Here is a 14,873-nt window from a genome sequence, read left to right on the forward strand (position 1 = left end):
CGCAAGGAGCGCAAGGAGCGCGGGCAGCGCGCGGCGCGGAGTACTATAGCGGGCCCATGGGAGCCCAGACGGTAGAGGTCGGCACGGACGAGCACCTGCGCGCGACGCGGGCGTACTACGACGAGTTCTCGGCGCGCTACGAGGCCCGGCGCGGAGGGCGCGATCCCGGGGGCTACCACGACCTCGTCGACGCGCTCGAGGTCGACTTCGTGCGCCGCTTCGGCGAGGGCCGCGACGTGCTCGAGGTGGGGTGTGGGACCGGGCTCCTGCTCGCGCGGATCGGCGCGTTCGCGCGCGCCGCGCGCGGGGTCGATCTCTCGCCCGGCATGCTCGAGCGCGCCCGGGAGCGCGGGCTCGACGTCGTGGAGGGGAGCGCGACCGACCTGCCGTTCGCCGACGAGAGCTTCGACGTCGCGTGCTCGTTCAAGGTGCTCGCCCACGTGGAGGACGTCCGTCGCGCGCTGTCGGAGATGGCGCGCGTGGTGCGGCCCGGCGGGCACGTGATCGCCGAGTTCTACAACCCCTACAGCCTGCGCGGGCTCGTGAAGCGGCTCGGCCCGGCGGGCGCCATCAGCGACAGGACCCGGGAGAGCGCCGTCTTCACGCGCTTCGACGCGCCGAGCGCCGCCGCCGCCCTGATGCCGGACGGCGTGCGCGTCGTCGCCTCGCGCGGGGTGCGCATCGTGACGCCGTTCGCGGCCGCGATGCGCGTGCCGGGCCTCGGGCGCCTCCTTCACCGGGCGGAGTGGGCGCTGTGCGACACGCCGCTCGCGCAGCTCGGCGGGTTCTGGATCGCCGCCGCGCGGAAGGCGTGAGCCGGGCGGCGCCCCCGGTCAGAACCGTCCGGTGAGCCCCGCGACCATGCCGCCGGGGACCACGGAGATCGTCGGCGCGGCGGTGAAGCTCGGCGGCGGCGGCGGCACGGGGCGCGTCCGGAAGGAGACCCGCTCGGGGACGAACGTGATCTGCGCGTGGGCGATCCCGGCCGCGACGAGCGTCGCGAACGCCCCGAAGGCCACGCGGTTGACGGCCGCGGCGGTCCCGATACGGCTGTTCAGCGCGTCGATGTCGACGCTCTGCATCGGGCCGCCGCCCTGCCCCGAGGACCTCGGCGAGATGTCGACGTTCTCGTAGCTGGCCAGCGCGATCGCCGAGACGATCGAGGTCCCGCCGGCGACGGCCTGGCTCACCAGGAAGAACCACCCGAGCCCATCGTCGCCGTTCTGGAACTGCCCCACCCCGAAGGGCAGCATCGCGGTCCAGCGGGAGTTCTGCGCCACGACCCGCTCGCGCCCGGCGAGGCGATGGATCTCGGCGACCCAGCGGCGCTCGTCCGCGCGGCTCCGCTCGACCCGCAGCCGCGCCGCGTGCTGCGCCTCGGCCTTCTGCCGCGTCACCTCCTCGATGCGCGCCCGGATGCGCGCCCGGACCGCGGTGAACCGATCGAGGACCTCGGGCTGGAACACCGCCGGGTTCGGCGAGTACACCGGGTTGTCGAGGAGGATCTTCTCGATGTACGCGTCGGCCTCGCTCGTGCGCCGCAGCGCCACGAGCGCCGCGGCGGCGAGGCCGCGCGCCCGCTCGACCAGGCCGGGCTCGGAGATCCTGCACGGCTTGCCCTCCGCCTCGATCGGGCCGCGCTCGCAGGGCGCGTTCGCGGGATCGAGCATCGCCGCGAAGCGGCTCACGGCCTCCTCGTAATGCCCGGCGTCGAAGCGCGTCTTGGCGAGCTCGAACTGCTGCACGTCGTCGGCGCGCGCCGGCGCCGCGAAGCAGAGCGCGAGGGCGGCGGCGGCCGCCGCCGCGAGGCGCCGCGGCGCGCGCAGGGCGCGGCAGCCCCCGACCGATGGGAAGCGAGCGCCGGGAGATCTCCTGCCTGGAGTTCGCGCAGCCATGCGGAAGGGGTGCGCCGTGATGTAGCGGAGTTTGGACGAAGATGCTGAGAATTCCGGAGCGGACGCCACAATGACGGCAATGCCGTCAGCCGGACGGCCAGGAAACCGTGTTCGGCTCGCCGGCCACCAGCGTCACGTTGCCGACGCGCGGCGCGGCCTCCGGCGACGCGGGCGTGAAGAGGCAGCTCCCGCTCCAGGACACGTCGTTCAAGGTCACGGCCTGCGGGGTGCCCGCGTAGCCGATCAGGCCGATCTGCGGGCACGCGACCTGCGCGCTCGGCGGCGCGCCGCTCAGGACGATCGTGCTGGGCAGGATCTCCAGCTTGTGGATGATCCGCTGCGGCGCGGAGACGCCGGGCTTCGGCGCCACGACCGAGATGACGCCCGCGTACGGCTTGCAGCACCGCGAGCTGGGCACGCTGATGTGAACGGTGTGTGTGCCGATCTTGAGGGGCGTGACCTTGTTCGCGCCGAACCAGCTGATCTCGACGCCATCGAGCACCAGCCTGGCGCCGCTCGGGACGATCTGGAAGACGACGTCGCGCACCGCCGGAACGTCCTCCGTCGGCGCGGCCGAGGGCGGGATGTGCGGCAACGGTGGCCGCGCGCGGGGCCGCAGCGCGCTCGCGACCTCCCTGGCGCTCGGCGCGACCGCGCGCACGTTCGGCGACGGGATGAAAGCGTCGATGGGCGTCGGCGGCGTCGGCGGCGGCTCGGCCGCCGCGAGCGCGTCCCCGTCCACCGGCGGCGGGTCGCGGAGCGCGCGGGCGATCGTGAACGCGGCGAGGCCGAGCGCCACAGACCCGAGCGCGACGAGCAGCGCGCGCAGCGCGAGCTTCTGCCGGTTGCGGCTCGCGTTCAGCTTCGCGAGCCGCTTGAGGATGGTGAGGTCGTTCGGCGCGAGGGCCAGCGCCCGGTTGTAGTCGGCGGCCGCGCCGGGCACGTCGCCGCGCTTGCGGCCGGCCTCCGCGCGCGCCACGAGGCACGGGACGAGCCGCGCGACGTGCCGCTCGGCGTAGCCTGCCGGGTCGGCGAAGTAGGCGGCGAGCTCGGCGCGCGGCTCCGCGATCCCGAGCGCCGTGAGCTCGGCCCTGATCTGATCCGCGAGCGCGCGAGGGTTCGCCGGGCGGGCGGCGATGTCGTGCGCGAGGGCGCCCGCGATGATCCGGCTCCAGCGCGCGCCCACGGTGGCTCGCTCACGCTCGGCCTCCGGGTAGATCCCCTCGAGCACCTTGCGGAGCACCTGCGCCGGGTTCTTGCCCTCGAACGGCAGGTGCCCGACGAGACACTCGTAGAAGAGCACCCCGAGCGCGAACACGTCGGTGCGCGCGTCGACCTCGCCGCCCTCGATCTGCTCCGGCGCCATGTGCGCCGGAGAGCCGAGCACCTGCCCCGTCGAGGTGACGCCCTGAGCGTCGAGGATCTTGGCGATACCGAAATCGGTGAGCTTGATCACCACGCTCGCGCCGTCCCGGCGGCTTTCACCGTCGCGGTCGGAGGGCAGCTCGACGAGCACGTTCTCCGGCTTCACGTCGCGGTGGATGATCCCCGACGCGTGCGCGTGCTCCAGCGCGTCGCAGAGCTCGAGCACCACCGCGGCGCCGATCTCGGCCGGCATCTCGCGGTGGGCGCCCAGGATCTTGCGCAGCGTGGCGCCGCGGAGCAGCTCGACGACGAGGTAGCGCTCGCGGTCCTGCTCGCTGGAGACGTCGTACACCTCGACGATGCCGGGGTGGCGCAGCTTCGCCGCCGCGCGCGCCTCGGCGACGAAGCGGGTGCCGACCTCCGCGTTCTCCCGGAGGTGCTTGTGGATGATCTTGACGGCGACCTCGCGGCGGAGCCGCGGGTCGCGGGCGCGGTAGACCGTGGCCATTCCGCCGTGGCCTAGCTCCTCGATCAGCTCGTATTTCTCGAGCTTCGGGAGGACGTCTGCGCCCGCGTTTCTGGAGAGGGAATCCTGCTCGCCCGACGAGCCCCTATCGCGGGCGGGCAGGCTCATTCAACGACCTTCACCCGAATCGTGTTGGTCGACCCCGAGACGCCGACAGGAGCGCCGAAGATGGTGACGAGCTTGTCGCCCGGCGAGACGAGGCCGTTCGCAAGCAGGTACCCGGTGGCGCGCTCGATCATCTCGTCCGAGTTCCGGAGCGCGTCGATCGGGAACGGCACGACGCCCCAGAGCAGCGCGAGGCGCCGGCGCGTCGTCTCGTTCGGCGAGAAGGCGACGATCGGCACGACGGGGCGCGCCTTCGACGCGTACCGCGCGGTGAGGCCGCTCTCGGTGAACGCGACGATCAGCTTCGCGCCGATGTCCCGCGCGATGTCGCACGCGTTGCGCGCGGTCGCCTCGGGGACGTTGGCGCGCTGGCCAGGCTGCTCGCTCGAGAGATAACGGTAGAACGAGCTCTGCTCGGCCTCCGTCACGATGCGGGCCATCATCCGCACGACGAGCGGGGGGTGCGCCCCGGTCGCGGTCTCCTGCGAGAGCATGACCGCGTCGGTGCCGTCGAAGACGGCCGTCGCCACGTCGCTCGCCTCGGCGCGCGTCGGGCGCGTCGCGGTCACCATCGACTGGAGCATCTCGGTCGCGACGATGACCGGCTTCTGGTGCACGCGGGCGAGGCCGAGGATCTCGCGCTGGATGATCGGCACCCGCTCCGGGTTGAACTCCACGCCGAGATCGCCGCGCGCGACCATCACCCCGTCCGAGGCGAGGATGATCGCCTCGAGGTTGTCGATGGCGCCTGGCGTCTCGATCTTGGAGACGATCGGCGTCGGGCGACCCCAGGCCTCGCAGATGTCGCGGACGTGCCGGACCTCGTCCGCGTTGCGGACGAACGAGAGGGCGACGTAGTCGACCCCCTGCGCAAGGCCAAAGCTGAGGTCGGCCTTGTCCTTCTCGGTGAGCGCGGAGATGCGCACACGCCTGGCGGGCAGGTGGACGCCGACGCGATCGCGCAGGCGTCCGCCCTGCGTCACGCCGGCCTGGACGCGGTCCCCTTCGACCTTGGTCACGGTGACGACGACGCGGCCGTCGTCGAGCAGGATGACGTCGCCGGCCTGCAGATCGGACGCGAGCCCCTCGTAGAGGATCGGGATCTCGCCGGGCGTCGCGACAGGGCTGTCCCTGTTCGCCTCGGTCAGCCAAACGGTAGCCCCGTCAGCCACCTCGAAGGTGTTGCCGGGGAAGCGACCGGCTCGGATCTTCGGGCCGCAGAGGTCCTGCAGGATCGCCACAGGCTTCCCGCATGCCTCCGCAGCCGCACGGACCGTGGCGATTGCTTTGCCATGATCCTCATGCGAGCCGTGAGAGAAGTTGAGTCGAGCGACATCCATACCGGCGCGGATAAGCTGCTCCAGCGTCGTTTGAGAGTCACACGAAGGGCCAATGGTACAGACGATTTTCGCTCTGCGTACGAGCACGGGCGGAGCATGCCACGAGCAGGGGTCGCGACACTACCCTGATTGTGAACGGGCCATGCGGACTTCACCGGATTCCAACAAAGCAGCTGGGGATGAGCCGCTGCGCGGCGCGGCGCGGCGCACGTGCGCGTCAACGCCGCAGCGGAGCGCGGCGTCCGGCCGTGCGCAGCAGCGATCCGCGCGCACGGCCGCGGATCGCTGCGAATCGGAGATCTCTCTGAAGGGGAGTGAGCGGCGGGACGGCTCGAGCGCGCGCCGCAGCGCGGCATGAGGTCCCGCCTTGAGGTCTTGTGACTAGGAGCGGCGCTCTCGGCGCTCGCGCGGCGGCCCGCCACGATCGCGCTCCATGCCGGGCCGCGATCCGCGATCGCCGCCGCGATCGCCGCCTCGCCCGCCCGGCCCATCGCGCCGCGGCGGCGGGCCGGCGTCGCGCGCCTGCGCCATGCGCTCGCGCGCCCGATCGCCCTCCTCGCCTTCCGGGAGCGGGAGCAGCTCGCGCCGGCTCAGCCGGATCTTCCCCTCGCGATCGACGCTCAGCACCTTCACGTCGAGCGAATCTCCCTCCTTGACGACGTCCTCGACGCGCTCGACGCGCGTGTGGGCCATCTCCGAGATGTGCAGCAGGCCGTCGGTGTTCGGGAGGATCTCGACGAAGGCGCCGAAGTCGGTGATGCGCTTGACCGTCCCCTTGTAGGTCGCGCCGACCTCGGGCTCGGCCGTCAGGCCCTTGATGATGTCAAGCGCCCTCTTCACGGCGTCGGAGTCGGCCGACGCGACGTTCACCGTGCCGTCGTCCTCGACGTCGATCGCGACCCCGGTCTGGTCGACGATGCCCTTGATGGTCTTGCCGCCGGGGCCGATGATCAGCCGGATCTGGTCGGGCTTCACGCGCACCGTGGTGATCCGCGGCGCGTACTGGCTGAGCTCGGGCCGCGTGGTCGGCAGCGTCTCGAGCATCTTGCCCAGGATGTGGAGCCGCCCCTCGCGCGCCTGATCCAGCGCCTGCGCCAGGATCTGCCGGCTCAGGCCCGCGATCTTGATGTCCATCTGGATCGCGGTCACGCCGCGCGCCGTGCCGCAGACCTTGAAGTCCATGTCGCCGAGGTGATCCTCGTCGCCGAGGATGTCCGAGAGCACCGCGTAGCGCTGGCCCTCCATGATGAGCCCCATCGCGATGCCCGCGACGGGCGACTTGATCGGCACGCCCGCGTCCATGAGCGAGAGGCACCCGCCGCAGACGGCCGCCATCGACGACGAGCCGTTCGACTCGAGCGTCTCCGACACGATGCGGATCGTGTACGGGAACTGATCCGGCGCCGGGATCATCCGGGAGAGCGCGCGCTCGGCGAGCGCGCCGTGGCCGATCTCGCGCCTGCCGGGGCCGCGGAGCGGCTTCGTCTCGCCGGTCGAGAAGGGGGGAAAGTTGTAGTGGAGGTAGAAGCGCTTCCACGTCTCCCCCATGAGCCCGTCGATCTTCTGCTCATCGGTCGAGGTGCCGAGCGTCGTCGTGACGATCGCCTGCGTCTCACCGCGCTGGAACAGGGCGCTGCCGTGCACGCGCGGCAGAAGGCCGACCTCGCACATGATCGGCCGGATGCTCTTGCCGTCGCGGCCGTCGATGCGCTTGCCCTCCTCGATCACATAGGTGCGGACGACGTGCGCCTTGCGCTCCTCGAACTCCGCCTTCACGAGCCCCTGGACGGGCAGGAGCTTCTCGGCGCCGAGCTCGGCGCTGAGCGTCTCGGTCAGCTTCTTCTTGAGCGAGCTGTAGCCGTCGTAGCGCGCCTTCTTGTCGGTCACCTTCGTCGCGGCCTTCAGGTCCTCGTCGACGATCTGCGCGACGCGCCGCTTGATCTCGTCCGGCAGCGCCGGCGCGACGAACTCGCGCTTCGGCTTGCCCACCGCGGCGCGCATCTTCTCGATCAGATCGATCACCGGCTGCGCGGTCTCGTGCGCGAACATCAGCGCGTCGATGATCTCCGCCTCGGTCGCCTCCGCGGCGCCGCCCTCGACCATCACGATCGCGTCGCGCGAGCAGGCGACGACGAGGTCGATGTCGCAGCGCTCGATGTCGGCGACGGTGGGGTACGCCACGAACTCGCCGTCGAGCCGGCCCACGCGCACGCCCACGACCGGCCCGTGCCAGGGGATGTCCGAGATGTGCAGCGCGGCGCTCGCCCCCGTCAGCGCGAGGACGTCCGCCTTGTTCTGCTTGTCGCTGGAGAGGACGGTCGCGATGATCTGCGTGTCCCGCTTGAAGCCCTCCGGGAAGAGGGGGCGGAGCGGGCGATCCATGAGGCGGCTCGAGAGGATCTCCTCCTCGCGCTGGCGCGCCTCGCGTTTGAAGAAGCCGCCGGGGATCTTGCCGGCGGCGTACGTCTTCTCGACGAACTCGCAGGTGAGGGGGAAGAAGTCGAGGCCCGGCCGCTCGTCCTGCGAGACGGCGGTCACGAGCACCATCGTATCGCCGTAGGTGACGAGCACGGCCCCGTGGGCCTGCTTGGCCAGGCGGCCGGTCTCGAGGGTGAGGGCACGGCCACCCACCATGACGGATTCACGAACGAACATTGGGATTTCAGCTCTCTCTCGCACGATCGCGAGGGCCGCTGCGTGCGGCGCTACGCCGAGCGCGAGGGGCTGCTCTTCTTCCTCGGTTCCTGCGCAGGAGCCGACCTGCTGCGCACGAAGCGAAGACGAAGACGCGCGGAGCCCGCGCTCGGGAACGGCGAGGCCCGATCGCCCCGCCGGTCCGTGGTCAATGAGTGACCTCCTTAGAGCGTCCGCTCCGCTCTCGCCAGCGCAAAACGCAGGCGTTCAGGGGTGCGTCCCGCAAAACCTCCCGAACGGAAGGGACCGGAACGACCGCGCGCGCAGGGGTGCTTGTGCAGAAAGGCGGGCGCGGAGCCGCGGATGAGGCGGACCGCACGCGTGCGGGCCGCGAGCAGGAGCGATCACACGTGGACGGGCCGCTGGGGCAAACCGCCGGCGGTGGGGGTGAAGCAGCAGGTGGGACAGACAGGCCCGGCAGGCCGACGGCAGGCGAGGTCGCCTGCTCTCGCGCAGCGCGGGCGTGCGGCGCACGCCTCGCGCCGGGACCTCAGGCCTGATCGGCCCGAGGATCGCGCTACTTGCGGAGGTTGAGGCGGCTGATGAGGCCGCGGTAGCGCTCGATGTCGACGCGCTTCAGGTAGTCGAGCTGCCGACGGCGCTGGCTCACCAGCTTCAGCAGGCCGCGGCGGGAGTGGTGGTCCTTCTGGTGCGTGCGGAAGTGCTCCTGCAGCTGGTTGATCCGCTCGCTGAGGAGGGCGATCTGGACCTCCGGCGACCCGGTGTCGCCGTCGTGGATCGCGTACTTCTGGATGATGTCCGTCTTCTGAACCGAGTGCAGCATGGCTGGCTCTCCATGGCCCTGCCGGTGCGCTACCGAGCGTCCGGGCCGGCTCGTCCTCTCCGAAAACCGAAGAACGGGACCGGCGGCTGGCCAAGTGACGCCTGAATGTGAGCCCCACGCCCGTAGTGGCGGGAGCCCGCGAAGTTCAGGCCAGTGAGCTGAGGAGCGCGCGAGTATACGCAGGTGCCTCGGTCCGTCAACGCGGTCGACACGGCCGCGCGATTTGTCACCCCCAGAACGGCCGATTGGTTACCCTCGGTCGGCGATGCCCGGCACCATCCGGCCCCCCGACGAAGCCTCCCGACCGCAGTCGGACGCGCGCGGCTCGCAGTCGGACCTTCATATCGCGAACGCGATGACGAGCCTCTCCTCCTCCGCCACGGCGCTCCCGACCTCCGGGAGCGACAACTCGACCCCCAAGGTCTGCCCCACCTGCGGGGTCCGGTACCCGGCCGAGTTCAGGGTTTGCCCGCGCGACGCCGCGACGCTCGATGAGTCGGAGGACGACGCGCTCCGCGACGATCTCGTCGGCAAGACGCTCAACGAGACGTACACGGTCGTGCGCGTCGTCGGCGAGGGCGGCATGGGGCGCGTCTACGAGGCGCGCCACACGCGGATCTCCAGCAAGCGGTTCGCCATCAAGATGCTGCACCCGGAGTTCGCGCGGCAGCCGCAGGTGATCTCGCGCTTCCAGCGCGAGGCCGAGGCCGCGGCCGCGGTGCAGAGCCCGTACGTCGTCACCGTCTTCGACGTCCACCGCACCGCGGAGGGCCGTCCGTTCCTCGTGAACGAGTTCCTCGAAGGCAAGGAGCTCGCCGACTACCTCAACGAGGCCGGCAAGATGAAGACCGGCCCCGCCGTGCGCATCGTCCGGCAGATCTGCAAGGCGCTCGCCGCGGCCCACGCGAAGGGCGTGGTGCACCGCGACATGAAGCCGGAGAACGTGTTCCTCACCGGCGACCTCGCGATGCCGACGGCCAAGGTGATCGACTTCGGCATCTCCAAGGTCGACGACGCGCCCGGCGCCGCGCTCACGCAGACCGGCATGATCATGGGCACGCCCTCGTACATGGCGCCGGAGCAGGCCCGCGGCGAGCGCGTCGATCACCGGGCGGACATCTACGCCGTCGGCGCGATCCTCTACTGCGCCCTCACCGGCAGCCGCCCGTTCGACCGCAACGATCCGACCGCGACGCTCACCGCGGTCCTCACCGAGGACCCGCCCCGCCCGCGCTCGCTCGAGCCGAGCATCCCCGAGCCGCTCGAGATGATCATCCAGCGGGCCATGGCGAAGGAGCCCGGCCATCGGTACCAGACGATGGAGGAGCTCGACGCGGAGCTCGCGCTCTACGACACCAGCGAGTCCGAGCCGAAGGAGCTCGACGCCCCCGGGTTGCCCGGGCCGCGCGTGTCGATGCCGTCGGCGCCGCGCGTGGCGCCGACGATGCAGCTCCGCCAGGCGCAGCAGGTGAGCATGGCGAGGCCGCTCATCCTGCTGCTCTTCGCGCTCGGCCTCTTCTGGGTCGCCGGCAGCCTGATCACGCTCGTCACCGCGATCATCCGCCTGTCGCGCGGCGGCCAGGTGACCGACAACCTGACGGGCCTCGAGGCCGTCCTGCTCGCGTCCGGGATCGGCTTCGCGCTGATCACCCCCGCGCTGATCAGCGCGAGCCACGTGCGCAAGACCGTCTGGAACAACAGCATGAAGGCGGTCGATCTGGCCGACAACCTGCGCCGGCCGATCGTGGTCGGCCTGTGCGCGTACGGCTTCGCGTCGCTGCTCGTGCGGGTGGTGGAGGCCGTCGTCCTCCGGCGCGCGGCCGGCGTCGCGTGGCCCATGTGGGACGTCGTGCTGTTCGCGGTCGGCGCGGTCGGCGCCGCCGGCGCGTACCTCTTGCTCCGCAGCGAGAACCGGTAGCCCCGCCCCTAGCGCCGGTCCAGCCACGCCTGGAGCAGCAGCGCCGCCGCCGCCCCGTCGACGCGCTCCTTGCTCTTCCGCCCCGAGACGCCCCCGTCGCGCAGCCGCCGTGCCGCCTCGACCGTCGTCAGCCGCTCGTCGATGAGCTCCACCTCGACGCCGGCCGCGTCCGCCAGCGCCTGCGCGAAGGCCGCCGCCCGCCGCGCGGCGGGCCCCTCGTCCCCGTTCATCTCGAGCGGCAGCCCCACCAGGAACCGGGTGATGCCTTCGTCCCGAACGAGCGCTGCAAGGGCTTCCAGGAGCGCCTTCCGGTTTCGCCCGTCGAGCAGCGGCCGCGGGTGCGCGTAGAGCCCGAGCTCGTCGGTCACGGCCACGCCCACGCGGGCCTTCCCAAGATCGATCGCCGCAGCGCGTGCCTTCGCCTTCGCCATGCCTCTGGAAAGACCCCATAGCCCTCGGGCGACGCGCCGGCGAGACCCGAGCGTAACCCGGAAGCATCCGACCGGCTTGACCCGCTCGCCAGCACCGACCATAAGCGCCGCGCGATGGAACTGCGCGCGGTACGGGGGATGAACGACATCCTCCCCGAAGAGGTGGAGCGCTGGCACAAGCTCGAGGGGGCCTTCCGCCTCCACGCGGAGCTCCACGGCTATGCCGAGGTGCGCACGCCGCTGCTCGAGCCAACGGAGCTCTTCCGGCACCAGATGGGGGAGACGACGGACGTGGTCGAGAAGGAGATGTATTCCTTCGAACGCCACGGCGATCAGCTCACCGTCCGCCCCGAGGGCACCGCGGGCGCCGCGCGCGCCTACGTCGAGCACGCGGTCCACGCGAAGGAGCCGGTCACCCGCTGGTACTACCTCGGCCCGATGTTCCGCGGCGAGCGGCCGGCGAAGGGGCGCTACCGCCAGTTCTACCAGGCCGGCTGCGAGCTCTTCGGCGATCCCGGGCCGCTCTGCGACGCCGAGACGATCGACCTCGTCGCCGGCTTCCTGCAGCGCATCGGGGTCGGCGAGTTCGTGGTTCACGTGAACTCGCTCGGCAGCGCGGGCACGCGCGAGCGCTACCGCGAGGCGCTGCGCGCCCACTACACGCCGCGCAAGGCCGAGCTCAGCGAGGACTCGCAGCGCCGCCTCGAGAAGAACCCCCTGCGCATCCTCGACTCGAAGGACCAGCGCGATCACGAGGTGTCGCGCGACGCGCCGTCGATCCTCGATCTGCTCGACGACGCGGACCGGGCGCACTGGGAGGGCGTGCGCCGCTGCCTCGACGTGCTCGGCGTGAACTACGTCGTCGATCGGTCGCTCGTGCGGGGGCTCGACTACTACACGCGCACGCTCTTCGAGGTGAAGGCGACCGCGGGCGATCTCGGCGCCCAGAGCACGCTCGCGGGCGGCGGCCGCTACGACGCCATGGTCGCGGGGCTCGGCGGGCCGAGCGTGCCCGCGATCGGCTTCGCGATGGGGATGGAGCGGCTGCTCACGATGATGCCCGGCGCCTCGCCCCGCCGGAGGCCTGGCTGCTTCCTCGCCCCGCTCGGCCAGAGCGGCGCGGACCAGGCGCTCGTGCTGGCGAAGCAGCTGCGCGCGCTCGGCGTCCCGGTCGAGCTCGACGGGCGCGGCGGGCGGCTCAAGGCGATGCTCCGGCGCGCGGACTCCCTCGGCGCGCGGCTCTGCGTGATCCTGGGCGACGCGGAGATCGAGCGCGGCGTGCTCCAGATCAAGGATCTCGTGGCGCACGTGCAGGAGGAGATCCCGCTGGAGGGTGCGGCGCGCGTGCTCGCGGATCGGGCCCTCGAGGCGTCGCCCGGCGGCCAGCGGGGAGCGCGTTGACCTCCGAGGCGATGGGAGCGCAGGGCTGCTCGCGAGGGGCGCTCGGCGCGCCGGCGGGCGAGGTGCGGGGCCGCGCTCGGCGCGCGGGATCGGCGCTGTCGGTCGCCGCGGCGCTGGTCGCGCTCGCCGCGCCGTCCGTCGCGGCGGCGCAGCTCGGCTTCGGCCAGCCCGGCATGACGCAGCCGCCGCCGGCGAGCGCGCCGCCGAAGCCGCCGCCCGGCACGCCGGAGACGCACGCGGCGCCGACGTCCGAGGAGAGCCCGATCCAGACCCAGGAGCCGACCCTGCCGGAGGACCCGCTGGCGGTGCCGCCCGCGGTCAAGAAGCAGATCGGCACGAACGACGTGGGCGAGTGGGAGGTCGGGCGCGCCGCGGAGATCCAGCGCGACTGGTACGGCCCCTATTACAGCGAGCGGAGCGGAAGCTACCAGTTCAGGACGGTCTTCCCCCTGTGGGCGGAGCGCCGGATGCCCGGCGACCGCGCCACGATGGTGACGCCGCTCTACTACAACCGCCGGAGCAAGGACGTCGACGCCGACGTGCTCTTCCCCTTCTTCTGGAAGCTCCGCGACGAGAACACGTACACGACGATCGTCGGCCCGTTCATGCACCGCGAGTCCGAGGGTCGCCCCGCGAGCCCCGGGCGGGCGGCAGAGCCGGGCCGGCACGACAACTGGCTCGCGCCGCTCTTCTTCGAGGGCAAGCGCGACGACGGGAGCGGCTACTTCCACATCCCTCCCCTGCTGACCTTCACGCATCACACGGCGCGGAGCGGCTTCAACCTGATCGGCCCCCTCTACTGCAGCTGGAAGGGCGGCCCCGCGTGCGACACCCGCTCCGCCGACAAGATCGATCTCGGCCTGGCCCCCCTCTACTTCTACGGCCACGACGAGAGCAGCGAGTACGAGGTCATCCCGCCGCTCCTGCACTACTACCACTACAGCGACGTCGGAGACCGCTCCACGAACGTGTGGGGCCCGCTGATGTGGCAGCACTCCCGCAAGGGCGACGTGTTCAACATCATGCCGTTCTACTGGCACAGCTGGGGCAAGAACCACGACCGCACGACGCTGTTCCCGTTCTTTCACTACGGGTACGAGGGCAACAAGAGCCTGCTCGTCACGCCGCTCTTCCTGAAGGCGCGCGGCGAGGAGGGGGAGAGCACCTTCGCGACCTGGGGCTACGCTCGCTACCGAGGGCGGACGGAGCTCGACATGATCACGCCGCTCTTCTGGCAGTACCGGGATCCGTCCATCGATCTCGAGCGGACGTTCCTGCTCCCGTTCTATTACCGGAACACCTCGCCGCGCAGCGATGATCTCGTCCTCTTCCCGTTCTACGGCCGCTTCAAGCGCCACGGGTTGAGCGACACCACGTGGCTCACGCCGCTCGTGCGGCACACGCGGGATCTCACCGGCTGGGAGACGGACATCTATCCGTTCTTCTACTCGGGGAGGAACCGCGACGCGACGCACCTCGTCGTCGCGCCGTTCCTCTGGGACTTCGCGTCGCCGACGTCGCGCACCACGGTGGCCCTGCCGTTCTTCTTCCGGTTCGCGGACCCGACGTCGGTGACGCAGGTCGCGCTCAACACCGTGTACCGGGAGCATCGGGTGCGGAACGGCAAGGAGTGGGAGTTCCACCTCGTCCCCTTGTTCTCGTACGGCGAGACCCCGGAAGGTCACTGGTGGAACGTCCTGTTCGGCCTCGCCGGGTACACGCGCGCGGGCACGGCGGCGACGATGCGGGCGCTCTACGTCCCGATCCAGCTGAGCCAATGAGCCCGCGCGGTGCCGAGCTCCGCTGCCTCGGCGGAGCGCCGCCGCCCCCGGAGCTCACCGTCGACCTGCGCCGGCTTTTGGAGCTGCCCGAGGGCGCGCGGCAGCGCCTCTGGGAGGCGCTCGGGCCCAGCCTTGCCGAGCCGGTGCCCGCCGCCGTGGAGCGGCTCCTCGACGCGTTCTGCCGCCGGCACGAGGTCGCGTCCGACGCGCTCGCGCGGGTGCTCAAGGCGTGCCGCTTCCTGATCCGCGAGGCGAGCAAGCTCGACCTCGATCGCGCCGCGCTCGCGGCCGACATCGCCGCGCTCGCGCCCGGCCAGGACGCCGAGGAGATCCAGGCCGTCCTGCTCGCCGGCTACGACCAGGCCAGGGCGCTCGTGCGGCGGGAGATCGTCCGCGGCGCGCTGCTCGATCACGGCAAGCTGCTCACCGGCATCGACTGGCGCATCGACACGATCGCGACCGCGAACCGCGGCGCGAAGATCGCCGCCCCCGTCGTCGTGCTCACGCTGAGCTACCAGGAGGGCGACCTCCGCTCCCGCATCACGCTCCAGGCGACCCCAGAGACGCTGAGCGAGCTCCAGCGGCTCTGCGCGCAGATCCTCGGCTGATCGCGCGCGCCGCTCAGATGGACGA

General features: G+C 71.6%; 11 protein-coding genes. 5 read left to right on the forward strand and 6 right to left on the reverse strand.

From position 1 onward, the window contains the following. The first annotated feature begins 56 nt into the window (after positions 1–56). Positions 57–815 carry a class I SAM-dependent methyltransferase gene (locus WME82_RS24935; RefSeq protein WP_437910924.1) on the forward strand — a complete coding sequence of 253 codons (759 nt, stop codon included), beginning with the start codon at positions 57–59 and terminating at the stop codon, positions 813–815. An 18-nt stretch (positions 816–833) separates the two neighbouring features. Here the strand turns inward: WME82_RS24935 and WME82_RS24940 are convergent, their stop codons facing one another. The 5 genes from WME82_RS24940 to rpsO all read right to left on the reverse strand — a co-directional run bounded on the left by WME82_RS24940 (position 834) and on the right by rpsO (position 8,709). Further along, complete coding sequence (locus WME82_RS24940) at positions 834–1,895, reverse strand: hypothetical protein (RefSeq protein WP_437738976.1); 1,062 nt, start codon at positions 1,893–1,895, stop codon at positions 834–836. Positions 1,896–1,980: 85 nt separating this feature from the next. Continuing rightward, the gene (locus WME82_RS24945) at positions 1,981–3,894 is read right to left on the reverse strand and encodes a protein kinase domain-containing protein (RefSeq protein ID WP_438044819.1); all 1,914 of its coding nucleotides are present in this window, start codon (positions 3,892–3,894) and stop codon (positions 1,981–1,983) included. After that, the gene (pyk, locus tag WME82_RS24950; protein WP_437873806.1) at positions 3,891–5,318 is read right to left on the reverse strand and encodes a pyruvate kinase; all 1,428 of its coding nucleotides are present in this window, start codon (positions 5,316–5,318) and stop codon (positions 3,891–3,893) included. Before pyk ends, WME82_RS24945 begins: the two co-directional genes overlap by 4 nt. 294 nt (positions 5,319–5,612) lie before the next feature. Further along, positions 5,613–7,886 (reverse strand): polyribonucleotide nucleotidyltransferase, encoded by a 2,274-nt coding sequence (gene pnp, locus WME82_RS24955; RefSeq protein ID WP_438044820.1) that lies wholly within the window; start codon positions 7,884–7,886, stop codon positions 5,613–5,615. A 556-nt stretch (positions 7,887–8,442) separates the two neighbouring features. Further along, positions 8,443–8,709, reverse strand: coding sequence for a 30S ribosomal protein S15 (rpsO, locus tag WME82_RS24960; RefSeq protein ID WP_272093461.1), 267 nt, complete (start codon positions 8,707–8,709; stop codon positions 8,443–8,445). 355 nt (positions 8,710–9,064) lie between these two features. On the opposite strand from rpsO, the gene WME82_RS24965 reads away from it, so the two are divergent. After that, complete coding sequence (locus WME82_RS24965; protein WP_438044821.1) at positions 9,065–10,627, forward strand: serine/threonine-protein kinase; 1,563 nt, start codon at positions 9,065–9,067, stop codon at positions 10,625–10,627. Between the two features lie 8 nt (positions 10,628–10,635). Here WME82_RS24965 and ruvX read toward each other — a convergent pair whose 3' ends face one another. Then, positions 10,636–11,058 (reverse strand): Holliday junction resolvase RuvX, encoded by a 423-nt coding sequence (ruvX, locus tag WME82_RS24970; RefSeq protein ID WP_438044822.1) that lies wholly within the window; start codon positions 11,056–11,058, stop codon positions 10,636–10,638. Positions 11,059–11,196: 138 nt separating this feature from the next. Here ruvX and hisS point away from each other — a divergent pair, with 138 nt between their 5' ends. Genes hisS through WME82_RS24985 form a run of 3 tightly spaced genes read left to right on the forward strand, consistent with a single transcriptional unit; the run spans position 11,197 to position 14,848 of the window. Next, positions 11,197–12,459 carry a histidine--tRNA ligase gene (gene hisS / locus WME82_RS24975; protein WP_438044823.1) on the forward strand — a complete coding sequence of 421 codons (1,263 nt, stop codon included), beginning with the start codon at positions 11,197–11,199 and terminating at the stop codon, positions 12,457–12,459. Continuing rightward, positions 12,456–14,240, forward strand: coding sequence for a hypothetical protein (locus WME82_RS24980; protein ID WP_438044824.1), 1,785 nt, complete (start codon positions 12,456–12,458; stop codon positions 14,238–14,240). The genes hisS and WME82_RS24980 overlap by 4 nt, the downstream gene beginning before the upstream one ends. Next, the gene (locus tag WME82_RS24985; RefSeq protein WP_438044825.1) at positions 14,237–14,848 is read left to right on the forward strand and encodes a COMM domain-containing protein; all 612 of its coding nucleotides are present in this window, start codon (positions 14,237–14,239) and stop codon (positions 14,846–14,848) included. Before WME82_RS24980 ends, WME82_RS24985 begins: the two co-directional genes overlap by 4 nt. Positions 14,849–14,873: the final 25 nt, after the last annotated feature.

Source organism: Sorangium sp. So ce128 (assembly GCF_051525245.1).
GTDB lineage: Bacteria > Myxococcota_A > Polyangia > Polyangiales > Polyangiaceae > Sorangium > Sorangium cellulosum_B.